Raw genomic sequence first — 23,493 nt, 5'->3', positions numbered from 1 at the left:
GTTGGTGAAAATCCGGAATGTACTCTTCATTACGAACGTTTCAGGGGTGAAGTAAAGAAAACTTGAAGTGTAGTATCCACGCCAAGCCGGAGTTATCCGGTGAGGCGCAATGTTGTGGGGGCTTTATCCCTGGCGGCATTGGTTGCTGGAAAGAGAAAACCCCCGCACGTTGAGAGGTCAAACCTGACAACAGAACGGGGGCTAATCTTGAAACCAGACACTTCAAGAATAGCCGCAAAACGTTGTCATTACAACAAAAAGGCGGCTATATGACGCTCGCGCAGTTTGCCATAACTTTCTGGCACGACCTGGCAGCACCGATCCTTGCGGGAATTATCACCGCAGCGATTGTCGGCTGGTGGCGTAACCGGAAATAAGGTGAAGACGGGTGTCAGGCTGCCGTGATGGCAATATGCGCCCGAAACCGGCCGCAGGAGTAACAACCTGCGGCCTTTTTTGTATCCTTTGGCCATAAAAAACTGCACCTTAATCAGTTGGGTGTCCAACTTTTGGGGTGCAGCCAAAACGCTAAGGCTTTTGTTTTTAAGCAAAAAGATTACTTGCTGGTATCGAGTTCTTCGAAACCTTTAACCAGCTCATCAATTGCTTTCATCTGCTTGAGGAATGGTTCCAGTTTCGCCAGCGGCAGCGCGGATGGACCATCGCATTTCGCATGTTCCGGATCCGGATGCGCTTCAATAAACAAACCAGCCAGACCTACTGCCATACCGGCACGTGCCAGTTCGGCCACCTGGGCACGACGACCACCGGAAGCTGCACCAAACGGATCGCGGCATTGCAGTGCGTGGGTAACGTCGAAAATTACCGGCGAGTTGCCAGACACTTTCTTCATTACGCTGAAGCCCAGCATATCGACAACCAGGTTGTCATAACCGAAGTTAGCGCCACGATCGCAAAGAATAACTTTTTCGTTGCCGCCTTCTTTGAATTTATCAACGATGTTACCCATCTGGCCTGGGCTGACAAACTGTGGTTTCTTGACGTTAATTACCGCACCAGTTTTCGCCATGGCTTCCACCAGATCGGTCTGGCGAGCAAGAAACGCCGGTAGCTGAATCACATCCACAACATCAGCAACAGGCTGTGCCTGGCTTGGCTCGTGAACGTCGGTGATAATTTTTACGCCAAAAGTTTGCTTCAGCTCCTGGAAGATTTTCATCCCTTCTTCCAGGCCCGGCCCACGATAAGAGTGGATGGAGGAGCGGTTGGCTTTGTCAAAAGAGGCTTTGAACACGTAAGGGATACCCAATTTCTGGGTTACGGTTACGTAGTGCTCGCAAATGCGCATCGCCAGATCGCGGGATTCCAGCACGTTCATACCGCCAAACAGCACGAACGGCAGGTCATTTGCTACGTTGATGTCGCCAATGCTAACCACTTTTTGTTTCATAGGATCGCCTTAATCTTAAGTAAAATGTCGATTAATTAATGCAGCACAATATGTTTATGCGCGATGTTATTAATTTGCGCACGGATCATTTCGCTGATCGGGTCTTCCGGACACTGTTCAACGAAATAACTTAAATCATTCAACGCAACGTGTTCGCAATCCAGTTGCGCGTAAATCAACCCGCGATCGCGAATTTCATACGGATCTTCCGGGTTGAACTGTAACAAGGCTTCGCTGGTGCGTAATGCAAGTTCCATCTGGTTTTCTTCCATCAGTGATGCTTTCAGCGTATCCAACAGCTTGCGGATAACCTCAATGTTATCTGCTTCATCCAGGTCTTCATAAAACAGTTCCGCAGATGGGCTGATATTTCCCTTTAACCATATATCCAGCATATGTTCGCTTAACGATTCACCGTTAAAAGGGTTAATCAGCCAAATTTCGCCATCCGAACATTCAATGCGCAAAATAAGCTGCGTCGGGAAAATCACCGGCAGTAGCGGCAAATCGAGACGATTAGCGACCCACAACAAAATGGCACCTAACGATACCGCACTGCCCTGCCTGTTCTTCAACACATGGTCAAACCATAAAGCATCGGAGAGGCGATAAACACCGCGTGAGGCTTTAAACCCCCATTCGCCGTAAAACAGCGCGATCAATTTTTCCAACTGCTCTTCTAAAGGTAGAAGCTGGTTAATTTCTTCCTTCGCCAGACTAACGAGACGCTCCAGTTCGTCGTATACATCTTGCGAGGGAAAATCGCGGCGGATTGCTTCGCAAGCCAGGATCATGCCTTCGCACAGCGGCGCTTTATTAAATTCGAAATCAGCTAACGATCTCATGACTTACCCCAGTAACGGTACTTTTGTGGTGGCGAGTTTAATGATGATGTACAGCACCACCAGCGCCAGCGGGAAGGTAATAATGCGCACCTGCTGACTGTGCACCCGACGGTAATCGAGAGCAATAAAACCCAAAACGATATAAATGATAACTCCAAACAGCTTTTCAGTCAGCCATTGTGCCTGCCCGGAAAATGGCAGGATGTGCGCTTTAGCCATCAGCGCAACGCCGCTGAACAATAACACTGTATCAATAACTGGCGGCAATACTCGCGTCCAGCGAGCAAATGCCAGTGAATGCTCCTGGTAGCGTAACCAAAAACGCAGGGCTAAAAAGCCGACAGAAAGCACGATACTGATGAGATGAACGCAAAGCAGCGTGTTGAAACTTGTCATCGATAATAGCGACCAAGCGTCACGCGCTCGTTATCACCGTAGTCACGACAGGTTTCGACATCACGATAACCCGCCTGCATAAATGCCTGCCGCACCACTTCGCCCTGCTGCCAGCCATGTTCCAGAAGCAGAAATCCGCCGGATGCGAGTGCATTACGCGACTGTTCGATGATGTGAACGATATCAGCCATACCGCTGTCTGCCGCAACCAGCGCCGACAACGGCTCAAAGCGGACATCGCCTTGTTGAAGATGTGGATCCTGCTCGTCGATATACGGTGGATTGCTAACAATCATCGCAAACTGCTGCTCGTCAAGTGCACTAAACCAGTCGCTTTGCAGGATATGGATATTTTTAATCGCCAGATGCTGTGCATTGCGCTTTGCAAGGGCAACTGCATCAGGCATTCGGTCAACCGCCGTAACATCACAATCCGGGCGTTCACTGGCCAATGCCAGGGCTATCGCCCCAGTGCCAGTACCAAGATCGAGAATGCGACAAGGCCGTTCAGGCAAGCGTGTCAGCGCCTGTTCTACCAGACATTCGGTGTCCGGACGAGGAATCAAAGTCGCTGGCGAAACAAACAACGGCAACGACCAGAATTCACGCACACCGGTTAAATGAGCAACGGGTTCACCGGCGCGACGACGCGCCAGCAGCGCGTCGAGTTGCTCTCGTTGCTCGTCAGTCAGGTGCGTTTCACCAAAGGCGAGAATGTAAGTGCGTCCCTTGCCGGTAACATGTTCCAACAAAATTTCAGCATCGCGCCGCGGGCTTTCACTCGCCTGAAGTTGGTTTATTGCTTCGCGCAACCATTGTTGATATTCCATTATTCTTGCTCGGACAACGCCGCAAGTTGGTCAGCCTGATGTTCCTGAATAATCGGTTCAATCAGCATATCCAGCTTACCTTCCATCACTTCATCCAGACGGTAGAGCGTCAGGTTGATACGGTGATCGGTGACGCGCCCCTGTGGGAAGTTATAGGTACGGTTACGGTCGCTGCGATCGCCACTCCCCAGCAGGTTACGGCGGGTCGAGGCTTCCGCCTGCTGGCGTTTTGCCATTTCCGCCGCATGGATGCGAGCACCGAGCACTGAAAGCGCCTTCGCTTTGTTTTTATGCTGTGAACGTTCATCCTGACATTCAACAACGATGCCGGTCGGCAAGTGGGTAATACGGATTGCCGAATCGGTGGTGTTAACGTGCTGACCTCCCGCTCCTGAAGAGCGGAAAGTATCAATGCGCAAATCCGCCGGGTTGATATCTGGCAGTTCCGCTTCTGGCAGTTCCGGCATTACAGCAACGGTACAAGCAGAAGTATGGATCCGCCCCTGCGATTCCGTGGCAGGGACACGCTGCACGCGATGACCACCGGATTCAAATTTCAACCGACCATACACACCATCGCCGCTGATTTTAGCAATGATCTCTTTATAACCACCATGTTCACCCTCACTGGCGCTCATGATTTCCACACGCCAGCGACGGGTTTCCGCGTAGCGGCTGTACATGCGGAACAGATCGCCAGCAAACAACGCGGCTTCATCGCCGCCGGTTCCGGCGCGCACTTCGAGGAAGGCGTTGCGTTCGTCATCAGGATCTTTTGGCAGCAAAAGAACCTGAAGTTGTTGTTCCAGTTGCTCGCTTTTCTCTTTCGCTTCGCGCAGTTCATCCTGCGCCATCTCACGCATTTCTGGATCGTCGAGCATCATCTGTGCGGTTTCGATATCTTCCTGCACTTGTTGCCAGTCGGTGAAACAGCGCGAAACATCACTTAACTGCGCATATTCACGAGATAATGCGCGAAAACGATCCTGGTCAGCGATGGTTTGCGCATCACCCAGCAATGCCTGAACTTCTTCATGGCGTTCATGCAGGGCTTCCAGTTTGGCAACGATAGAAGGCTTCATAGGCGTAAATGCACCCTGTAAAAAAAGAAAATGATGTACTGCTACTCCAGCCCGAGGCTGTCGCGCAGAATATTCAGGCGTTCGTTATCCCCGTCACGGGCGGCCTGTTGGAGTGATTTCGTTGGCGCATGGATCAGGCGGTTAGTCAGTTTCCATGCCAGATCCTGCATAATGGCTTGCGCGTCGCCGCCCTGTTCAAGGGCCGCTAACGCTTTGGCGGTTAACTCATCGCGAACCTGCTCTGCCTGACTGCGATAATCGCGAATGGTTTCACTGGCGCTTTGTGCACGCAGCCACGCCATAAATTCGCTGGCTTCCTGAGCGACGATGGTTTCCGCCTCCACGGCGGCAGCTTTACGCTGTGCCAGATTGTGCGAAATGATGCTTTGCAGATCATCAACGCTGTAAAGGTAGGCGTTCGCCAGTTTGCCGACTTCCGGCTCGACATCGCGCGGAACGGCAATATCCACCAGCAGCATCGGTTGATTGCGACGGCTTTTTAATGCACGCTCCACCATGCCTTTACCGATGATCGGCAATGGGCTGGCGGTAGAACTAATGATGATATCGGCTTCACGCAGACGTTCATCGATGTCGCTCAATGCAATCACTTCCGCGCCAACTTCATCTGCCAAAATTTGTGCTCGTTCGCGAGTACGGTTGGCGATAATCATCTTCTGCACTTTATGTTCGCGCAGATGACGTGCCACCAGCTCAATAGTTTCGCCCGCCCCCACCAGTAATACCGTCACCGTAGAGAGTGATTCAAAGATCTGTCGCGCCAGTGTACAAGCCGCAAAAGCGACAGACACGGCACTGGCACCAATATCTGTTTCGGTACGAACGCGTTTCGCTACAGAAAAAGATTTCTGGAACATGCGCTCCAGTTCGCTCGCCTTCATATGGCCTTTTTGCGAATCGGCAAACGCTTTTTTCACCTGGCCGAGAATTTGCGGCTCGCCCAGAACCAGTGAATCCAGACCACTGGCGACACGCATTAAGTGGCTAACCGCATCGTTATCCTGATGCCAGTAGAGGCTATTACGCAGATCTTCTTCATTAAGATTATGGTAATCGCACAACCAGCGAATAAGCGCCTCTTGCAGGTTATCCTGTTCTTCAACGCTAAGATAAAGTTCTGTGCGGTTACACGTCGACAGCACCACGCCGCCCTGCACCATCGGCTGCGCGAGCAGGCTGTCCAGCGCCTGATCGAGCTTATCCGGCGAAAACGATACACGTTCTCGCAGCGATACAGGTGCCGTTTTATGGTTGATACCGAGTGCTAAAAGGGTCATGTCTGCGGGAAATAATACCAACGTTGATATGGTTAGTCTGCTCGCATCATACAGGATGCGCGGGATCAATAAAAGAGAGCGCCCCCTTTTGGAGTAATTGCCGAAACCCGTTAGATTCTGGCAATTAAGACAACTTGAACATAGACGATAGCGGACGGTAACGCTAGCATTAAGGGTTATAACTGCAACGTATCTCAAGGACTTGTCATCATTATGCCCCTGCCCGATTTTCGTCTTATCCGCCTGCTACCGCTGGCAGCCCTCGTGCTCACTGCCTGTTCCGTTACCACGCCCAAAGGTCCAGGCAAAAGCCCGGATTCACCACAGTGGCGTCAGCATCAGCAAGACGTTCGTAATCTTAATCAGTATCAGACTCGCGGTGCGTTTGCTTATATTTCCGATCAACAGAAAGTCTACGCCCGCTTTTTCTGGCAGCAAACCGGTCAGGATCGTTACCGTCTGCTGCTGACTAACCCATTGGGCAGCACCGAGCTGGAGCTGAATGCGCAACCAGGTAACGTGCAGTTAGTGGATAACAAAGGCCAGCGCTACACCGCTGATGATGCCGAAGAGATGATAGGCAAATTGACCGGAATGCCAATACCGCTCAATAGTCTGCGTCAGTGGATTTTAGGTTTGCCGGGAGACGCGACCGACTACAAACTAGACGATCAATATCGCCTGAGTGAAATCACCTACAGCCAGAACGGCAAAAACTGGAAAGTGGTATACGGTGGTTATGACACTAAAACGCAACCAGCGATGCCTGCCAATATGGAGCTCACCGACGGTGGTCAGCGCATCAAGTTAAAAATGGATAACTGGATAGTGAAATAATGCGGACTCAGTGGCCTTCTCCGGCAAAACTTAATCTGTTTTTATACATTACCGGTCAGCGTGCGGACGGCTACCACACGTTGCAAACGCTGTTTCAGTTTCTTGATTACGGCGACACCATCAACATTGAACTTCGTGACGATGGGGAAATTCGCCTGTTAACGCCCGTTGAAGGCGTGGAAAACGAAGATAACCTGATTGTTCGCGCGGCACGCTTGCTGATGAAAACAGCAGCCGCCAGCGGGCGTCTTCCGGCGGGAAGCGGTGCAGATATCAGTATTGACAAGCGTTTGCCGATGGGCGGTGGTCTGGGCGGCGGTTCATCCAATGCCGCGACTGTTCTGGTGGCGTTAAATCATCTCTGGCAATGTGGACTCAGCATCGAGGAGCTGGCGAAAATGGGGCTGACGCTGGGCGCTGATGTGCCTGTCTTTGTGCGTGGTCATGCTGCTTTTGCCGAAGGCGTTGGCGAAATATTAACACCGGTGGATCCGCCAGAAAAATGGTATCTGGTAGCACACCCTGGTGTGAGTATTCCGACACCGGTAATTTTTAAAGATCCCGAACTCCCGCGCAACACGCCGAAAAGGTCAATAGAAACGTTGCTAAAATGTGAATTTAGCAATGATTGCGAGGTTATCGCAAGAAAACGTTTTCGCGAGGTTGATGCGGTGCTTTCCTGGCTGTTAGAATACGCCCCGTCGCGCCTGACTGGGACAGGGGCCTGTGTCTTTGCTGAATTTGATACAGAGTCTGAAGCCCGCCAGGTGCTAGAGCAAGCCCCGGAATGGCTCAATGGCTTTGTGGCGAAAGGCGTCAACCTTTCCCCATTGCACAGAGCCATGCTTTAAGCCGGGCAAGCTGAGTTTCGGTGACAACGTCACCTTGTTCCAGACGTTGCATCGCGCTCTTTAATACACCGCCTGGAAAGAATATTGCCTGGCCCGCACAGTTTTCGGCAGATTCTTTCCACCAATGGACGCATGCCTGAGGTTCTTCTCGTGCCTGATATGAAGCTTTTTGCTGGTAACGCCACCCCGGAACTAGCACAACGTATTGCCAACCGCCTGTACACTTCACTCGGCGACGCCGCTGTAGGTCGCTTTAGCGACGGCGAAGTCAGCGTACAAATCAACGAAAATGTACGCGGTGGTGATATTTTCATCATCCAGTCCACTTGTGCCCCTACTAACGACAACCTGATGGAATTAGTCGTTATGGTTGATGCCCTGCGTCGTGCTTCCGCAGGTCGTATCACCGCTGTTATCCCCTACTTTGGCTATGCGCGCCAGGACCGTCGCGTCCGTTCCGCTCGTGTACCAATCACTGCGAAAGTGGTTGCAGACTTCCTCTCCAGCGTCGGTGTTGACCGTGTGCTGACAGTGGATCTGCACGCTGAACAGATTCAGGGTTTCTTCGACGTTCCGGTTGATAACGTATTTGGTAGCCCGATCCTGCTGGAAGACATGCTGCAGCTGAATCTGGATAACCCGATTGTGGTTTCTCCGGACATCGGCGGCGTTGTGCGTGCCCGCGCTATCGCTAAGCTGTTGAACGATACCGATATGGCAATCATCGATAAACGTCGTCCGCGTGCGAACGTTTCCCAGGTGATGCATATCATCGGTGACGTTGCAGGTCGTGACTGCGTACTGGTCGATGACATGATCGACACTGGCGGTACGCTGTGTAAAGCTGCTGAAGCGCTGAAAGAACGTGGTGCTAAACGTGTATTTGCGTATGCGACTCACCCGATCTTCTCTGGCAACGCGGCGAACAACCTGCGTAACTCTGTAATTGATGAAGTCGTTGTCTGCGATACTATTCCGCTGAGCGATGAAATCAAATTACTGCCGAACGTGCGTACTCTGACCCTGTCAGGTATGCTGGCCGAAGCGATTCGTCGTATCAGCAACGAAGAATCGATCTCTGCTATGTTCGAACATTAATCGAACCCGGCTCAAAGACCCGCTGCGGCGGGTTTTTTTGTCTGTAATATCCATTTGTATGACCTATGCCTCCTTCACCTGCCATTTAGTTGACAGATGATGCGCTCACGGATGAAACATTATTGTGAACAAAATATTCTCCTCACATGTGATGCCTTTCCGCGCTCTGATCGACGCTTGCTGGAAAGAAAAATACACTGCCGCACGGTTTACCCGTGACCTGATTGCCGGGATTACCGTCGGGATTATTGCTATTCCGCTGGCGATGGCGTTAGCAATTGGCAGTGGCGTAGCTCCACAGTACGGTTTATACACCGCTGCTGTTGCAGGGATTGTCATTGCTCTGACGGGTGGGTCGCGCTTTAGCGTCTCCGGTCCGACTGCGGCATTTGTGGTAATTCTCTATCCTGTTTCGCAACAGTTTGGACTGGCAGGCCTGCTGGTTGCGACATTGTTGTCTGGGATCTTTTTGATCCTGATGGGGCTGGCACGCTTTGGCCGCCTGATTGAGTATATTCCGGTTTCCGTTACCTTAGGCTTCACCTCGGGTATCGGGATCACCATCGGTACGATGCAGATTAAAGATTTTCTCGGTCTGCAAATGGCTCATGTCCCGGAACATTATCTGCAAAAAGTTGGCGCATTATTTATGGCGCTGCCGACGATTAACGTGGGTGATGCCGCAATTGGTATTGTTACGCTTGGGATCCTGATTTTCTGGCCGCGCCTGGGCATCCGTTTACCTGGTCACCTTCCAGCATTGCTGGCCGGTTGTGCGGTGATGGGAATTGTTAACCTGCTCGGCGGGCATGTTGCTACCATCGGCTCGCAATTCCACTACGTTCTGGCCGATGGCTCCCAGGGTAACGGTATCCCGCAACTGCTGCCGCAGTTGGTGCTACCGTGGGATCTGCCCAATTCAGAATTCACGCTAAGCTGGGACTCCATTCGCACTCTTCTGCCTGCAGCATTCTCAATGGCAATGCTCGGGGCGATTGAATCTCTGCTCTGCGCTGTGGTACTGGATGGTATGACCGGGACGAAACACAAAGCGAATAGTGAGCTGGTCGGCCAGGGGCTGGGGAATATCATTGCCCCATTCTTTGGCGGTATTACCGCTACAGCCGCGATCGCGCGTTCTGCCGCTAACGTCCGTGCCGGGGCGACTTCCCCCATCTCGGCGGTAATTCACTCTATTCTGGTTATTCTTGCCCTGCTGGTACTGGCACCGCTGCTTTCCTGGCTGCCGCTTTCCGCCATGGCTGCCCTGCTGCTGATGGTGGCGTGGAACATGAGTGAAGCGCATAAAGTGGTCGATTTGCTGCGTCATGCGCCGAAGGATGACATCATCGTCATGCTGCTGTGCATGTCACTGACCGTGCTGTTTGATATGGTTATTGCCATCAGCGTAGGGATCGTGCTGGCATCGCTGCTGTTTATGCGCCGTATCGCCCGTATGACTCGCCTGGCTCCGGTAGTAGTAGACGTGCCTGACGATGTACTGGTTCTGCGTGTTATCGGCCCGCTGTTTTTCGCTGCGGCTGAAGGTCTGTTCACTGAACTGGAATCACGTCTGGAAGGAAAACGAATTGTTATTCTGAAGTGGGATGCCGTTCCGGTGCTTGATGCCGGTGGTCTTGATGCGTTCCAGCGTTTTGTGAAGCGACTGCCTGAAGGGTGTGAACTGCGCGTGTGTAACGTGGAATTTCAGCCTCTGCGCACAATGGCTCGATCCGGTATTCAACCGATTCCGGGACGCCTGGCGTTCTTCCCGAATCGCAGCGCAGCGATGGCTGATCTGTAAGAAAGGCATTAAATTGACCAGTCAGCGCAAACTGACTGGTCAGTAAACTGCATTATACATTAGCTATGACGACGATTATCGCTACGGCGGCAACGTTTGTCATAGTGGCGAACCCACCAGTAACGGTCGCACACCTGTTCATGCCCACCAACACGGGCACCCGCCAGCCAGAGAATGGCACCGACGAAAATACTCAGCACTGCACCATGTGCGAAATACTGGGGCATATTAAACTGTGGTAACTGGTTGAGGATTGAATACCCCACGCCAACCACCATCACCACCAGACCCAACCCCATGAGCACGTTACCGAGTAACGAAGCGTTTTTGCGTTTCATATGTCACCTCCGGAACTTTCTGGGTTGTAACAGGGAATACCCCTCATCCTTATGTGTAAAGTATAGACAACACCCTGTGGCTTATGTGCGGGTGTGATCACAATTACCCCCTTTATTTCAACAAAACTTTACAAATAACCATCTGAACACCCTGACTTTCTAATAGTCTGTAGAGGCAATTATTGTGTTGTCAGCATATAAGGCGCTGTTTTTTGTCAAGCGGGGCCGCAACCAGTAAACTACGCGCCAGTTATGTACTCACTCAGGACAAAAAAACGTGACGATTAAATTGATTGTCGGCCTGGCGAACCCCGGCGCTGAATATGCAGCAACGCGACATAATGCTGGTGCCTGGTTCGTTGACTTACTGGCGGAGCGTTTACGCGCCCCTCTACGGGAAGAAGCTAAATTCTTCGGTTATACCTCACGAGTGACTCTCGGAGGAGAAGATGTCCGCCTGTTAGTCCCGACTACATTTATGAATCTCAGCGGCAAAGCAGTCGCAGCGATGGCCAGTTTTTTCCGCATTAACCCGGATGAAATTCTGGTCGCCCACGACGAACTGGATCTGCCTCCTGGCGTCGCCAAATTTAAATTGGGCGGTGGCCACGGTGGTCACAATGGACTGAAAGACATCATCAGTAAATTAGGTAATAACCCTAACTTTCACCGTTTACGCATCGGAATTGGTCATCCGGGCGATAAAAACAAAGTTGTCGGCTTTGTGTTAGGCAAACCACCTGTTAGTGAACAGAAGTTAATTGATGACGCCATCGACGAAGCGGCACGTTGTACTGAAATGTGGTTTACAGATGGCCTGACCAAAGCAACGAACCGATTGCACGCCTTTAAAGCGCAATAAGTCGTTGTCTGCGGCATTTTTGCCGAGTGCCGTGTATAATAGGCAAAGTTATTTCCATTTCTACAATCTGTTTACGATAACAGGTTGATTATTAAGATATTAAGGTGATTTAAATCATGGGATTCAAATGCGGTATCGTCGGTTTGCCCAACGTCGGGAAATCTACCCTGTTCAACGCGCTGACCAAAGCCGGTATTGAAGCGGCCAACTTTCCATTCTGCACCATCGAGCCGAACACCGGCGTCGTACCAATGCCCGATCCACGCCTGGATCAACTGGCTGAAATCGTAAAACCGCAGCGCACGCTTCCCACCACCATGGAATTTGTCGATATCGCCGGTCTGGTAAAAGGCGCGTCGAAAGGTGAAGGTCTGGGTAACCAGTTCCTGACCAACATCCGTGAAACCGAAGCGATCGGCCACGTTGTTCGTTGCTTTGAAAATGACAATATCATCCACGTTTCCGGCAAAGTTAACCCGGCGGACGATATTGAAGTTATCAATACCGAACTGGCACTGGCGGATCTCGACACCTGTGAACGTGCAATTCATCGCGTACAGAAGAAGGCCAAAGGTGGCGATAAAGACGCGAAAGCCGAACTGGCGGTTCTGGAAAAATGTCTGCCACAGCTAGAAAACGCAGGTATGCTGCGCGCGCTGGATTTAAGCGCAGAAGAGAAAGCGGCTATTCGTTACCTGAGCTTCCTGACTCTGAAACCGACGATGTACATCGCCAACGTCAACGAAGACGGTTTTGAAAACAACCCGTATCTTGACCAGGTGCGTGAGATTGCGGCGAAAGAAGGCTCTATCGTGGTTCCGGTTTGTGCTGCTGTTGAAGCAGACATTGCCGAACTGGACGACGAAGAACGTGACGAGTTTATGCAGGAACTGGGACTGGAAGAGCCGGGTCTGAACCGTGTGATCCGTGCTGGTTATAAACTGCTGAATCTGCAAACTTACTTCACCGCTGGGGTGAAAGAAGTGCGCGCATGGACCATTCCGGTTGGTGCAACGGCTCCGCAGGCTGCTGGCAAAATCCACACCGATTTTGAAAAAGGCTTTATCCGTGCACAAACCATCTCGTTTGAAGATTTCATCACTTACAAAGGTGAACAAGGCGCGAAAGAAGCGGGCAAAATGCGTGCAGAAGGTAAAGATTACATCGTTAAAGATGGCGATGTGATGAACTTCCTGTTCAACGTCTAATTCCGCGTAATACCCGAGCGGTTAATAATGAGCCATTATGTGAGTTGCACATAATGGCTTTTTTTTACCTGCTACGCTGCTACTTCCAATTCTGAGTTACCGAAATTCATAATCAGACTCCTGGCAATATTAACAATATGGCTTTTATGTGATAACAATCACAGTGCATTAACCGTTCAAGAGTTTGTCATGAAAAAAACATTTACCTTCAGCCTGTTAGCAATTGTCTTCGCCAGCCTGTTAAGTGCTTGTGTTCCTCACCATCATCACCGCCACAGCGATGGCCCTCGTGGCCCTGCGGCCTCCGGTAAGCCAATGCCCCCCTCAAATGGTGGGCCAAATCATGGCAGCCCTGGTCATAGTCGCTATTAATTAGTAAGTCATAGACGGGAGAGTACATACTCTCCCACTATCCACGGCGTTTGAACTGACTCGCATCAATGCCATGTTGCTTCATTTTTCGCCACAGCGTAGTGCGACCAATCCCCAGTAATGCAGACATTTCCTGAATACGTCCGCCCGTAACCTGTGCTGCATTAATAATTGCCTCTTTTTCGACTTCCGCAAATGACAGACTGGTTGAAAGACGTGTGGCGCTGACATCATCTGTCGCCTGTTCGGTAAACAGATGTTCAGGCAAATCACTGATGCGAATTCGCCCGTTATCGCTGCTCAGGGCAAGGTTCTCGATGACGCTGTACAGTTCAAAATCATTGCCGGGCCATGCACAAGAAACCAGGCGGGCAAGCGCATCGTCATCAATTTTCAGGCGGGTTGAGAAACGTTTTTCGAGATTGCGCAGCTTGTTATTCACCAACGCCGGAATACTGCCGCGCCGCATACGCAGCGGCGGGATAGTAATTTCAAACGCATGCAGCGCGTAATAAAGTTGCCGGCTAAAGCGATTTTGTTCCACCAGCATTGCCAGATCCGCGGTCGTTGTAGCAATGACTTTGACATCAATCGGTATTAAACGCCGCGCATCCAGCCGCGTGATAACCCCCTGCTTGATAACCTGTAATAAAGCAGACTGTAACTCCACTGCCAGATATTCAATTTTTTCAAGAAACAACGTGCCGCCGTGCGCCAGTTCCAGCCGACTCAGGCGACCATTTTCGTTCTCCGGGCGATCGCTGCCAATAAGCTCGTCCGCCAGCGTCGCATCACCGTATAACTCGCAATTGACGGCGATATAAGGCCCTGCTGCCCGCTCGCTTTCATTATGAATTGCCTGACTTAACAGGGCTTTACCAACGCCCTCTTCCCCACAAAGTAGAACAGGAAAACTGCTGCGCGCCGCCTGACGGCCAAAATGAATCAAGCGGCGGGTTTGCGGATCGTCCTGCGGCATATGGGCAAATGTATGACTAACTTTGCCTAATTGACTGGTCATCAATTGCCGCATCTGTTCCACCGGATGCAGCAACAGAATAAAGCTGGTTCCCTGCGTTTCTATTATCGGTTTAAGGGTAATGACCGCATCAATAAACTGATGCTGGCTTTCAAAGGTCGCTTCCACATGTTTGAGCGGATGCGCCTGTTTTATTGCCTGTTGCAAAACGGCGGGTAACGTTAACAGTTCAGTGATCGCCTTGCCCTGACTTGCCGTCGCGTCCAGACGCAAAACACGCGCCGCCTGAGCATTGATAAATTGCAAATTACCCTGCTCGTCCCAGCTAATCACCCCATCGTCCATACTTTCTAACAGGGCGTTAAGCTGATTTAAATGCCGATTAGTTTCAGCAAGCAAACTGTCCGTCAGCAGTAAATTCCCCACCTCGCGAGCAATTGCCAGCGTCAACGGCAAATCGGCTGCCGTCGATTGTTCAGCCGGACACGCCAGGGCTATCGTCCCCGTCAATCGCCCTTTGCTGTCAAACAGTGGCGTTGCACAAAATGCCCAATCCCAAAGCATCTGCTTAAAATGTTGATCGGCCTTCGTTTTCACAGCCTGACCGGAGATAGCCGCTAACGATAATGCACAAGTGCCAATGATCCCTTCAGCACAATATGTACCGTCGCTGAATCCCAGCAGACTGAGCTGGCGCAACGTCTGCGGATCCCCATAACGGCTAAGAATGCAGGCCGTTTCATCAAGGATAAACAGGGCGCACTCTCGGGGTGCCATATATTCCCAGGCATCTTCCAGCGCCGCTTGCCCGAGCGTCAGCATCGCCTTTTTACGCCGACAAATAGAAGCAAATGTTACGCCCTGTGCCTGGTGCGGTTTGCTCCATAACTCCCGTTTCATCAGCTTACAGCATCGCTCCCAGGAGGCTGCAATTAAGGGAGAAAGCCCCCGGCTATCGTCGTTAAAACCGCCATTCATATTCCGCTCACTTATGACAAAAGGTGTTCCGGCTCGCAATTTTTAGTATTAAGACACATACAAGTTTCAATATGAAACATTCATTAAAGCATATGTTCCATTATGAAACGCAATTTGGGTTAATTTTCTTTTCCCTTGCCTGATGCACAATGGATTCATCGGCAGTCAGTGGTCGCCGTATCGTTGAACATCATCCATGCCCTACCGTAAATGCTGGAACAAAATAATGAAAAAATTGATCAATGATGTGCAAGACGTACTGAACGAACAACTGGCAGGGCTGGCGAAAGCCCATCCTTCGCTGACGCTGCATCAGGACCCACTGTATGTCACCCGAGCTGATGCACCCGTTGCAGGAAAAGTCGCTCTACTGTCGGGCGGCGGCAGCGGACACGAGCCGATGCACTGCGGTTATATCGGCCAGGGAATGCTCTCGGGGGCATGTCCTGGCGAAATATTCACCTCTCCGACGCCAGACAAAATCTTTGAATGCGCCATGCAAATTGATGGCGGCGAAGGTGTGCTGCTGATTATCAAAAATTACACCGGCGATATTCTTAACTTCGAAACAGCAACAGAATTACTGCACGACAGCGGCGTAAAAGTCACCACAGTGGTTGTCGATGACGACGTTGCGGTGAAAGACAGTCTTTACACCGCCGGGCGGCGCGGCGTTGCCAACACGGTATTAATTGAAAAACTGGTGGGTGCGGCGGCGGAACGTGGCGACTCACTGGACGCCTGTGCAGAACTGGGGCGTAAGTTGAATAATCAGGGTCACTCAATTGGTATCGCCCTCGGTGCCTGTACCGTTCCTGCCGCAGGCAAACCGTCTTTTACGTTGGCGGATAATGAGATGGAGTTTGGCGTTGGCATTCATGGTGAACCAGGTATTGACCGTCGCCCCTTCTCTTCCCTTAATCAAACCGTCGATGAAATGTTCGATACCCTGCTGGAAAATGGCGCATATCATCGCACGCTGCGTTTCTGGGATTATCAACAAGGAAACTGGCTGGAACAGACGCAAACCAAACAGCCGCTACAGTCTGGCGATCGGGTGATTGCACTGGTCAACAATCTTGGTGCCACACCGCTTTCTGAGCTATACGGCGTCTATAACCGCCTGACCACGCGTTGTCAGCAAGCGGGTTTGACTATCGAGCGTAATTTAATTGGCGCGTACTGCACCTCACTGGATATGTCCGGCTTTTCTATCACCTTACTGAAAGTTGATGACGAAATGCTGGCACTATGGGACGCCCCGGTCCATACCCCGGCACTCAACTGGGGTAAATAAGGAGATGATGATGTCACTGAGCAGAACACAGATTGTTAACTGGCTCACTCGCTGTGGAGAAATTTTCAGCAAAGAGAGCGATTATCTCACCAGCCTTGACCGTGAAATTGGTGACGCTGACCACGGGCTGAATATGAATCGTGGCTTTAGCAAAGTGGTGGAGAAACTACCCGCCATCGAGGACAAGGATATTGGTTTCATCCTCAAAAATACCGGTATGACGTTGCTTTCCAGCGTCGGCGGTGCCAGTGGTCCGCTGTTCGGTACGTTTTTTATTCGCGCCGCACAGGTAACTCAGGCACGACAAAGCCTGACGCTGGAAGAGCTTTATCAGATGTTCCGCGATGGTGCGGATGGCGTAATCAGCCGGGGAAAAGCCGAGCCCGGCGATAAGACCATGTGCGATGTCTGGGTGCCGGTGGTTGAGTCGTTACGTCAGTCCTGCGAGCAAAATCTCTCTGTTCCGGCGGCGCTCGACGCTGCCAGCAGCGTCGCTGAATCCGCTGCACAAAGCACGATTACGATGCAAGCCCGCAAAGGCCGTGCCAGTTACCTCGGTGAACGCAGTATCGGTCACCAGGATCCTGGCGCGACCTCCGTGATGTTTATGATGAAAATGCTGGCTTTAGCCGCGAAAGAGTAAGGAATTGGTGATGGTAAACCTGGTCATAGTTTCACATAGCGCCCGACTGGGAGAAGGTGTTGGTGAATTAGCCCGTCAGATGCTGATGAGCGATAGTTGTAAAATCGCCGTTGCCGCGGGGATCGATGATCCACAAAATCCCATCGGCACCGATGCCGTCAAAGTGATGGAAGCCATCGAATCCGTTGCCGATGCCGACCATGTGCTGGTCATGATGGATATGGGGAGCGCGTTATTGAGTGCAGAAACCGCACTGGAATTGCTTGCGCCAGAGATCGCCGCAAAAGTACGGTTGTGCGCCGCACCGTTGGTTGAAGGGACGCTGGCTGCGACGGTCAGCGCGGCGTCAGGTGCGGATATCAACCAGGTTATCCATGACGCAATGCATGCGCTGGAAGCCAAACGCGAACAACTGGGTTTACCGTCATCCGACAGTGAAATCTCTGACATATGCCCTCCGCACGATGAAGAGGCTCGTTCTCTGGCGGTGGTGATTAAAAACCGTAACGGCCTCCACGTGCGCCCGGCCTCCCGACTGGTCTATACCTTATCGGTATTTAATGCGGACATGTTGCTGGAGAAAAACGGTAAATGCGTCACGCCGGAAAGTATTAACCAGATTGCGCTGTTACAAGTCCGCTATAACGATACTCTGCGCCTGATTGTGAAAGGGCCTGAAGCTGAAGAGGCGCTGGCCGCTTTCCGCCAGTTGGCTGAAGATAACTTTGGTGAAACGGAAGAGATAGCGCCACCGACTCTGCGCCCAGTCCCTCCTGTCACGGGTAAAGCCTTCTATTATCAACCGGTTTTATGCACAGTGCAGGCGAAATCAACTCTGACAGCGGAACAAGAACAGGAACGATTACGCCAGGCGATTGACTTCACATTGTTAGATTTGATGGCCTTATCGGCAAAGGCAGAGGCAAACGGGCTCGACGATATCGCCGCGATCTTTTCCGGCCACCATACTCTGTTAGACGATCCTGAACTACTGGCGGCGGCAAGCGAACTCCTTCAGCATGAACACTGCACAGCAGAATATGCCTGGCAGCAGGTTCTTAAAGAACTTAGCCAACAATATCAGCAGCTTGATGATGAATATTTGCAAGCTCGCTATATTGATGTAGACGATCTTCTGCATCGTACCCTGCTCCACCTGACACAGACGAAAGAAGAACTGCCGCAATTTAGCGCGCCGACTATTTTACTGGCGGAGAATATTTACCCTTCCACCATGTTGCAACTGGACCCGACTGTCGTTAAAGGCATCTGTCTTAGCGCCGGAAGCCCGGTATCCCACAGCGCCTTAATTGCCCGTGAACTGGGCATTGGCTGGGTTTGTCAGCAGGGCGAGAAACTGTATGCGCTACAACCTGAAGAGACATTAACCCTGGATGTAAAAGCACAACGCTTCAGGCATCAGAGTTAAATTAGATTCTCCGTCAGATTTGTCTGTCAGTTCGCAGAATAAGATTTCAATCATGTCCTTACGGCGATCCTGAACTAAGGTTTTCTGATACTTGAATACCGTTTTGTTCGGTATCGCCAAAGGAGAATGATTGATGAAACCACGTGTCCCTCGTCATCCACAAAGAATGGCGTTAATTCCCACCACACTTTTTTTGTGTTTTGCCGCGCTATCGGCACAAGCGGAAGAAATTGCCGTCACACCACAATCGCCTGATATTTTGTTGGGACCGTTGTTTGACGATGTACAAAACGCCAAACTTTTTCCGGATCAAAAAACCTTTGCCGACGCCGTGCCAAACAGCGATCCGCTGATGATCCTCGCTGATTACCGGATGCAACAGAACCAGAGCGGGTTTGATTTGCGTCACTTCGTGAAAGTCAATTTCTCCCTGCCAAAAGAAGGCGAGAAACACATCCCACCAAAGGGACAGTCGCTACGTGAACATATTGATGGGCTTTGGCCGGTATTAACCCGCACAACCGAAAGCACCGAAAAATGGGACTCTCTGCTGCCGTTGCCGAAACCCTATGTCGTGCCGGGGGGGCGTTTCCGGGAAGTATATTACTGGGACAGCTACTTCACTATGCTGGGGCTTGCTGAAAGCGGTCACTGGGATAAAGTTGCGGATATGGTGGCGAATTTTGGCTATGAAATAGACACTTACGGACATATTCCAAACGGTAATCGCAGCTATTATTTGAGCCGTTCACAACCACCCTTCTTTGCCCTGATGGTGGAGTTACTGGCACAACATGAAGGCGATGCAGCGTTGAAACAGTATCTGCCGCAACTGCAAAAAGAATATGCTTACTGGATGGACGGCGTTGAAAACCTGCAAGCCGGGCAACAGGAAAAACGCGTTGTAAAGCTCAAGGATGGCACTATCCTTAACCGCTACTGGGACGACCGCGATACACCGCGTCCGGAATCGTGGGTGGAAGATATCGCCACAGCCAAAAGCAATCCCGGTCGCCCCGCTACGGAAATCTATCGCGACCTGCGTTCCGCCGCCGCATCTGGCTGGGATTTCAGCTCGCGCTGGATGGATAATCCACAGCAGTTAAATACCTTGCGCACCACCAGCATTGTGCCGGTCGATCTTAATAGTCTGATGTATAAAATGGAAAAAATTCTCGCCAGCGCCAGTAAAGCCGCCGGGGATAACGCGATGGCCAGTCAATATGAAACATTAGCCAATGCCCGTCAGCAAGGGATCGAAAAATACCTGTGGAACGACCAGCAAGGCTGGTATGCCGATTACGATCTGAAGAGCCATAAAGTACGCAATCAGTTAACTGCCGCCGCCCTGTTCCCGCTGTATGTCAACGCTGCGGCGAAAGATCGTGCCAGCAAAATGGCAACGGCGACCAGAACGCATCTGCTGCAACCTGGCGGACTGAACACCACCTCGGTGAAAAGTGGACAGCAATGGGATGCGCCAAATGGCTGGGCACCGTTGCAATGGGTTGCTACCGAAGGATTGCAAAACTACGGGCAAAATGAGGTGGCGATGGATATTAGCTGGAATTTCCTGACCAATGTTCAACACACTTATGACCGGGAGAAAAAGCTGGTCGAAAAATATGATGTCAGCACCACCGGAACAGGTGGCGGCGGTGGCGAATATCCGTTGCAGGATGGCTTTGGCTGGACCAACGGCGTGACGCTGAAAATGCTGGATTTGATCTGCCCGAAAGCGCAACCGTGTGACAACGTTCCGGCAAGTCGCCCACTCAGTAAATCAACAACACCGCCGGTTAAACAAAAAGAGGCGGAACCTACGCCTTAAATTTACTGTATATCGGGCAATGTCATTCCGCACATTAAATTGGCATTGCCCATTTTTTCCATGAAATATCAAAAATCGCTCATTATACATTCTATACCTTAGCCGCCTTATATCAGAGCAAGCGTTAAATCTTGCATTATCAATTTATTAATCATTACGATTCTATTTATATTTTTGTCTGTCTCCCATTCTCCCTGATAATTTTTCTTGTTAAACAAAATGCTGTTTAGCAAATAAGCAGACCAATCTGTTTCTTTAAATAAACCTTGATATCAAACATGATCTTTATCGATATATATGTAAATATATAGCGGTTTTGATTGTCAGGATATTACTCATGCCACTAACCAGACGGATGTTTACGCAGGCTCTTGCATCCACCCTGCTCCTGTATCATTTGCCGTCCTTTGCACAACCCGTTAAATTCTGGGCCTCACCGATGCTCCCCGACGCAAAAAAGATTACGCGCATAGTCAGCGCTGGTGCACCTGCGGATCTGCTTTTGCTGGCTGTCGCTCCGGAAAAACTGGTCGGTTTTTCTTCCTTTAACTTTGCCCGCGAAGCGGCTATTCCATTACCCCCGGCGATTCGCCATTTACCTAAACTTGGGCGGCTTGCCGGGCGCGCCAGTTCGCTCTCGATGGAAGGGCTGATGGCATTGCAGCCCGATCTGGTCGTTGATTGCGGCAATACAGATGACACCTGGATCTCCCAGGCCCGGCAGGTTAGCGAGCAGACACAAATCCCCTGGTTATTGCTTAACGGGAAACTGGAACAATCCGCAGAACAGTTAACAACGCTGGGCAAAACGTTAGGCGAAGAAAACCGCGCCGCAGAACAAGCCAGTCTCGCCAACCGTTTCGTTCGTGAAGCTCAGGCGTTCGCCGCCTCGCCCGCTGCCAACATTCGCTTTTATGCCGCGCGTGGTGCCCGGGGGCTGGAAACAGGTTTACAAGGTTCGTTGCATACTGAGGCGGCAGAATTATTAGGTCTGCACAATGTTGCACAAATTGCCGATCGTCATGGGCTGGCGCAAGTATCCATGGAAAACCTGCTGCGCTGGCAGCCGGATATTATTCTGGTTCAGGATCCCGTCACTGCTGACTTTATCCGTAACGACCCGCTCTGGCAGGGGGTAAAAGCTGTCGCGGAACGACGCATCTTATTTTTAACTGGTTTGCCCTTTGGCTGGCTGGATGCCCCACCAGGAATCAATCGCCTTTTGGGGTTACGCCGATTGCATGCCTGGCTCGATCCCGTAGTCAACAGCCAGTTTAAAGATGATATGCAGCGTTACGCCCAACTGTTCTGGCATTGCACATTAAGTGACGCCGACTATCAAAAAATGGTGGCGAGCTAATGAGAACAGTGAACGGGTTTATTTTGCTTTTGCTGCTGGCAGCCATCAGCATCACTTTTGCTGCCGTAAGTGGGGCTTATCATCTCGATATGCAGCAGTTGCTGGCGCTCATTCTTCGTCAAGAAGATGTCCCAGTGCAGGAACACATTGTCTTCTGGCAAATCCGCGTACCGCGCATTCTTGCTGCGCTGTTACTGGGCGCTGCGCTGGCGGGGGCGGGAACCACCTATCAGGGTATGTTCCGTAATCCCTTAGTTTCACCAGATATTCTGGGTGTCTCCGCGGGTGCCGGACTCGGAGCCTGCGCGGCAATCCTGTGGGGATTATCGATTGTTTACATCCAACTGTACGCGTTTTGCGGCGGACTGTTGGTCGTCGCGGGTGTCTGGTTGATTACACGCCGGGTTACCCGCCACGATCCGGTCTTAACTCTGGTACTGGTCGGTATTGCGCTGGGTACGCTATGCGGAGCCGGAATTTCGCTAATAAAAACTCTGGCCGATCCCTACACCCAGTTACCTTCAATAACCTTCTGGTTGCTGGGAGGGCTGTCCACCGTAACCTTGCGTGATCTTTACTACGCTGCGCCGATCATTCTAATTGGCTCCCTGCCCCTGTTTTTCCTCCGCTGGCGCATGAATTTACTCACACTTTCCGACGATGAAGCCAGCTCGCTGGGGCTGAATGTTGCGCGCCTGAGGTTAGGGTTGATTATCTGCGCCACGCTAATCACCGCCAGCACAGTGGCAATAGCAGGAATTATTGGTTGGATCGGCCTCGTCGTCCCACATATTGCCCGCTTGTTGACTGGTCACAACCATCAGCAACTATTGCCTGTGGCGATGTCTACAGGTGCCATTCTGCTTCTGCTCACCGACACACTGGCGCGAAGCATTGGGACAACAGAAATCCCGCTCGGCATTCTGACCGCTTTTGTTGGTGCACCATTTTTTCTGCTGTTGTTGTTACGCGGAGGTCGCCAGTGACTTTGCTTGCCGTCCGTCATGCTTCTCTGGGTTACTCCCGCCATCCGGTGCTACACGACGTTTCCTTCAACCTGTCTCAGGGATCAATTTGTTGCCTGCTGGGAGCCAATGGCTGCGGTAAAACTACGCTGATGCGCACCATTCTTGGCGTGATTCCATTGTCAGGTGGCGAGATTTTGCTGGATGGCGTACCTGTTCAGAAACTTAGCCATCACCAGCGCGCGCAAGCTATTGCCTGGGTGCCGCAAGCGCACGACGGTGTTTTTGCTTTCAGTGTACTGGACATGGTGTTAATGGGACTGACTCCAATAATGGGGACGTTTTCCGTCCCCGGTAAGCAAGAACGCCTGAAAGCCACAGAGCAACTGGAAAAGCTGGGTATTTCGCATCTGGCGACAAGGCGCTGGAATACCCTTAGCGGCGGTGAACGCCAGATGGCATTAATCGCCCGCGCCCTGCTTCAGCAACCACGCTTGTTGTTACTGGATGAACCTGCCTCCAGCCTCGATTTTGGTCATCAGATCCAACTGCTGGACACCCTGGCGCAGCTAAAAAATAACGGAATGACGATGCTGATGTCGACCCATCATCCGCTACATGCTAACGCCATTGCCGACAGCGTTATCCGGGTTGAGCCAGATGGACGCGTAACACAAGGCTTACCGGCTGAACAACTGACAATGGACAAACTGGCAGCCCTGTATCGGGTTTCCGCCGCCCAGATTCATCATCACCTCTCTGCCATTAAACGCTAAGGA

At 51.3% G+C, this 23,493-nt stretch carries 23 protein-coding genes; 15 read left to right on the top strand and 8 right to left on the bottom strand.

The window, feature by feature from the left end; translation table 11 throughout:
• Positions 1-269 precede the first annotated feature (269 nt).
• Positions 270-377, top strand: coding sequence for a type I toxin-antitoxin system toxin Ldr family protein (locus A9587_RS11695; RefSeq protein ID WP_032141347.1), 108 nt, complete (start codon positions 270-272; stop codon positions 375-377).
• A 179-nt stretch (positions 378-556) separates the two neighbouring features.
• Here A9587_RS11695 and kdsA read toward each other — a convergent pair whose 3' ends face one another.
• The 6 genes from kdsA to hemA are packed head-to-tail and all read right to left on the bottom strand — an operon-like array spanning position 557 to position 5,862.
• Positions 557-1,411, bottom strand: coding sequence for a 3-deoxy-8-phosphooctulonate synthase (kdsA, locus tag A9587_RS11690; protein ID WP_000811071.1), 855 nt, complete (start codon positions 1,409-1,411; stop codon positions 557-559).
• 35 nt (positions 1,412-1,446) lie between these two features.
• The gene (gene sirB1 / locus A9587_RS11685; protein ID WP_105263533.1) at positions 1,447-2,256 is read right to left on the bottom strand and encodes an invasion regulator SirB1; all 810 of its coding nucleotides are present in this window, start codon (positions 2,254-2,256) and stop codon (positions 1,447-1,449) included.
• 3 nt (positions 2,257-2,259) lie between these two features.
• Complete coding sequence (sirB2, locus tag A9587_RS11680; protein WP_000200357.1) at positions 2,260-2,652, bottom strand: invasion regulator SirB2; 393 nt, start codon at positions 2,650-2,652, stop codon at positions 2,260-2,262.
• A complete protein-coding gene (prmC, locus tag A9587_RS11675) occupies positions 2,649-3,482 on the bottom strand; it encodes a peptide chain release factor N(5)-glutamine methyltransferase (RefSeq protein WP_038354497.1) in 834 nt (277 codons plus the stop codon). The genes sirB2 and prmC overlap by 4 nt, the downstream gene beginning before the upstream one ends.
• Complete coding sequence (gene prfA, locus A9587_RS11670; protein WP_000804714.1) at positions 3,482-4,564, bottom strand: peptide chain release factor 1; 1,083 nt, start codon at positions 4,562-4,564, stop codon at positions 3,482-3,484. The genes prmC and prfA overlap by 1 nt, the downstream gene beginning before the upstream one ends.
• Before the next feature lie 41 nt (positions 4,565-4,605).
• Complete coding sequence (gene hemA / locus A9587_RS11665; RefSeq protein ID WP_001516527.1) at positions 4,606-5,862, bottom strand: glutamyl-tRNA reductase; 1,257 nt, start codon at positions 5,860-5,862, stop codon at positions 4,606-4,608.
• Between the two features lie 213 nt (positions 5,863-6,075).
• On the opposite strand from hemA, the gene lolB reads away from it, so the two are divergent.
• The 4 genes from lolB to dauA all read left to right on the top strand — a co-directional run bounded on the left by lolB (position 6,076) and on the right by dauA (position 10,452).
• Positions 6,076-6,699, top strand: coding sequence for a lipoprotein insertase outer membrane protein LolB (gene lolB / locus A9587_RS11660; protein WP_001130692.1), 624 nt, complete (start codon positions 6,076-6,078; stop codon positions 6,697-6,699).
• Positions 6,699-7,550, top strand: a complete 852-nt coding sequence (gene ispE / locus A9587_RS11655) for a 4-(cytidine 5'-diphospho)-2-C-methyl-D-erythritol kinase (protein WP_001516528.1) — start codon at positions 6,699-6,701, stop codon at positions 7,548-7,550. Before lolB ends, ispE begins: the two co-directional genes overlap by 1 nt.
• A gap of 150 nt (positions 7,551-7,700) precedes the next feature.
• Positions 7,701-8,648: a ribose-phosphate diphosphokinase gene (gene prs, locus A9587_RS11645; RefSeq protein WP_001516529.1), complete on the top strand. Its 948-nt coding sequence runs from the start codon at positions 7,701-7,703 to the stop codon at positions 8,646-8,648.
• A 124-nt stretch (positions 8,649-8,772) separates the two neighbouring features.
• On the top strand, positions 8,773-10,452 hold the full coding sequence (dauA, locus tag A9587_RS11635; protein ID WP_105263534.1) for a C4-dicarboxylic acid transporter DauA: 1,680 nt from the start codon (positions 8,773-8,775) through the stop codon (positions 10,450-10,452).
• Positions 10,453-10,511: 59 nt separating this feature from the next.
• On the opposite strand, the gene ychH is transcribed toward dauA, so the two are convergent.
• Positions 10,512-10,790, bottom strand: coding sequence for a stress-induced protein YchH (gene ychH, locus A9587_RS11630; RefSeq protein ID WP_000823885.1), 279 nt, complete (start codon positions 10,788-10,790; stop codon positions 10,512-10,514).
• Positions 10,791-11,067: 277 nt separating this feature from the next.
• On the opposite strand from ychH, the gene pth reads away from it, so the two are divergent.
• The 3 genes from pth to A9587_RS11615 all read left to right on the top strand — a co-directional run bounded on the left by pth (position 11,068) and on the right by A9587_RS11615 (position 13,232).
• Positions 11,068-11,652 carry an aminoacyl-tRNA hydrolase gene (gene pth / locus A9587_RS11625; protein ID WP_000152932.1) on the top strand — a complete coding sequence of 195 codons (585 nt, stop codon included), beginning with the start codon at positions 11,068-11,070 and terminating at the stop codon, positions 11,650-11,652.
• Between the two features lie 116 nt (positions 11,653-11,768).
• Positions 11,769-12,860: a redox-regulated ATPase YchF gene (gene ychF, locus A9587_RS11620; protein ID WP_064528709.1), complete on the top strand. Its 1,092-nt coding sequence runs from the start codon at positions 11,769-11,771 to the stop codon at positions 12,858-12,860.
• A 189-nt stretch (positions 12,861-13,049) separates the two neighbouring features.
• Positions 13,050-13,232: a hypothetical protein gene (locus A9587_RS11615; RefSeq protein ID WP_016248797.1), complete on the top strand. Its 183-nt coding sequence runs from the start codon at positions 13,050-13,052 to the stop codon at positions 13,230-13,232.
• 37 nt (positions 13,233-13,269) lie between these two features.
• Here the strand turns inward: A9587_RS11615 and dhaR are convergent, their stop codons facing one another.
• Positions 13,270-15,189: a dihydroxyacetone kinase operon transcriptional regulator DhaR gene (dhaR, locus tag A9587_RS11610; RefSeq protein WP_001516533.1), complete on the bottom strand. Its 1,920-nt coding sequence runs from the start codon at positions 15,187-15,189 to the stop codon at positions 13,270-13,272.
• Positions 15,190-15,415: 226 nt separating this feature from the next.
• On the opposite strand from dhaR, the gene dhaK reads away from it, so the two are divergent.
• From dhaK to A9587_RS11575, 7 genes are all read left to right on the top strand, one after another.
• Positions 15,416-16,486 (top strand): dihydroxyacetone kinase subunit DhaK, encoded by a 1,071-nt coding sequence (dhaK, locus tag A9587_RS11605; protein ID WP_000733746.1) that lies wholly within the window; start codon positions 15,416-15,418, stop codon positions 16,484-16,486.
• Positions 16,487-16,496: 10 nt separating this feature from the next.
• On the top strand, positions 16,497-17,129 hold the full coding sequence (dhaL, locus tag A9587_RS11600; protein WP_001516534.1) for a dihydroxyacetone kinase subunit DhaL: 633 nt from the start codon (positions 16,497-16,499) through the stop codon (positions 17,127-17,129).
• Positions 17,130-17,139: 10 nt separating this feature from the next.
• On the top strand, positions 17,140-18,558 hold the full coding sequence (gene dhaM, locus A9587_RS11595; protein WP_001516535.1) for a dihydroxyacetone kinase phosphoryl donor subunit DhaM: 1,419 nt from the start codon (positions 17,140-17,142) through the stop codon (positions 18,556-18,558).
• Between the two features lie 133 nt (positions 18,559-18,691).
• Complete coding sequence (locus A9587_RS11590) at positions 18,692-20,389, top strand: alpha,alpha-trehalase (protein ID WP_001516536.1); 1,698 nt, start codon at positions 18,692-18,694, stop codon at positions 20,387-20,389.
• Between the two features lie 337 nt (positions 20,390-20,726).
• Positions 20,727-21,749, top strand: coding sequence for an iron ABC transporter substrate-binding protein (locus tag A9587_RS11585; protein WP_105263535.1), 1,023 nt, complete (start codon positions 20,727-20,729; stop codon positions 21,747-21,749).
• Positions 21,749-22,735: a FecCD family ABC transporter permease gene (locus tag A9587_RS11580; RefSeq protein WP_001261268.1), complete on the top strand. Its 987-nt coding sequence runs from the start codon at positions 21,749-21,751 to the stop codon at positions 22,733-22,735. The genes A9587_RS11585 and A9587_RS11580 overlap by 1 nt, the downstream gene beginning before the upstream one ends.
• On the top strand, positions 22,732-23,490 hold the full coding sequence (locus tag A9587_RS11575) for an ABC transporter ATP-binding protein (RefSeq protein WP_000173307.1): 759 nt from the start codon (positions 22,732-22,734) through the stop codon (positions 23,488-23,490). Before A9587_RS11580 ends, A9587_RS11575 begins: the two co-directional genes overlap by 4 nt.
• Positions 23,491-23,493: the final 3 nt, after the last annotated feature.

This window comes from Escherichia sp. MOD1-EC6162 (genome assembly GCF_002965125.1).
GTDB lineage: Bacteria > Pseudomonadota > Gammaproteobacteria > Enterobacterales > Enterobacteriaceae > Escherichia > Escherichia marmotae.
This window is presented reverse-complemented; position numbering and strand designations above follow the sequence as displayed.

What these genes read in the sequence shown, in the direction of transcription:
- A9587_RS11695 (WP_032141347.1), top strand. Translation starts at nt 270, where the DNA reads ATGACGCTCGCGCAGTTTGCCATAACTTTCTGGCACGACCTGGCAGCA.
- kdsA (WP_000811071.1), bottom strand. Translation starts at nt 1,411, where the DNA reads ATGAAACAAAAAGTGGTTAGCATTGGCGACATCAACGTAGCAAATGAC.
- sirB1 (WP_105263533.1), bottom strand. Translation starts at nt 2,256, where the DNA reads ATGAGATCGTTAGCTGATTTCGAATTTAATAAAGCGCCGCTGTGCGAA.
- sirB2 (WP_000200357.1), bottom strand. Translation starts at nt 2,652, where the DNA reads ATGACAAGTTTCAACACGCTGCTTTGCGTTCATCTCATCAGTATCGTG.
- prmC (WP_038354497.1), bottom strand. Translation starts at nt 3,482, where the DNA reads ATGGAATATCAACAATGGTTGCGCGAAGCAATAAACCAACTTCAGGCG.
- prfA (WP_000804714.1), bottom strand. Translation starts at nt 4,564, where the DNA reads ATGAAGCCTTCTATCGTTGCCAAACTGGAAGCCCTGCATGAACGCCAT.
- hemA (WP_001516527.1), bottom strand. Translation starts at nt 5,862, where the DNA reads ATGACCCTTTTAGCACTCGGTATCAACCATAAAACGGCACCTGTATCG.
- lolB (WP_001130692.1), top strand. Translation starts at nt 6,076, where the DNA reads ATGCCCCTGCCCGATTTTCGTCTTATCCGCCTGCTACCGCTGGCAGCC.
- ispE (WP_001516528.1), top strand. Translation starts at nt 6,699, where the DNA reads ATGCGGACTCAGTGGCCTTCTCCGGCAAAACTTAATCTGTTTTTATAC.
- ychH (WP_000823885.1), bottom strand. Translation starts at nt 10,790, where the DNA reads ATGAAACGCAAAAACGCTTCGTTACTCGGTAACGTGCTCATGGGGTTG.
- ychF (WP_064528709.1), top strand. Translation starts at nt 11,769, where the DNA reads ATGGGATTCAAATGCGGTATCGTCGGTTTGCCCAACGTCGGGAAATCT.
- A9587_RS11615 (WP_016248797.1), top strand. Translation starts at nt 13,050, where the DNA reads ATGAAAAAAACATTTACCTTCAGCCTGTTAGCAATTGTCTTCGCCAGC.
- dhaR (WP_001516533.1), bottom strand. Translation starts at nt 15,189, where the DNA reads ATGAATGGCGGTTTTAACGACGATAGCCGGGGGCTTTCTCCCTTAATT.
- dhaK (WP_000733746.1), top strand. Translation starts at nt 15,416, where the DNA reads ATGAAAAAATTGATCAATGATGTGCAAGACGTACTGAACGAACAACTG.
- dhaL (WP_001516534.1), top strand. Translation starts at nt 16,497, where the DNA reads ATGTCACTGAGCAGAACACAGATTGTTAACTGGCTCACTCGCTGTGGA.
- dhaM (WP_001516535.1), top strand. Translation starts at nt 17,140, where the DNA reads ATGGTAAACCTGGTCATAGTTTCACATAGCGCCCGACTGGGAGAAGGT.
- A9587_RS11590 (WP_001516536.1), top strand. Translation starts at nt 18,692, where the DNA reads ATGAAACCACGTGTCCCTCGTCATCCACAAAGAATGGCGTTAATTCCC.
- A9587_RS11585 (WP_105263535.1), top strand. Translation starts at nt 20,727, where the DNA reads ATGCCACTAACCAGACGGATGTTTACGCAGGCTCTTGCATCCACCCTG.
- A9587_RS11580 (WP_001261268.1), top strand. Translation starts at nt 21,749, where the DNA reads ATGAGAACAGTGAACGGGTTTATTTTGCTTTTGCTGCTGGCAGCCATC.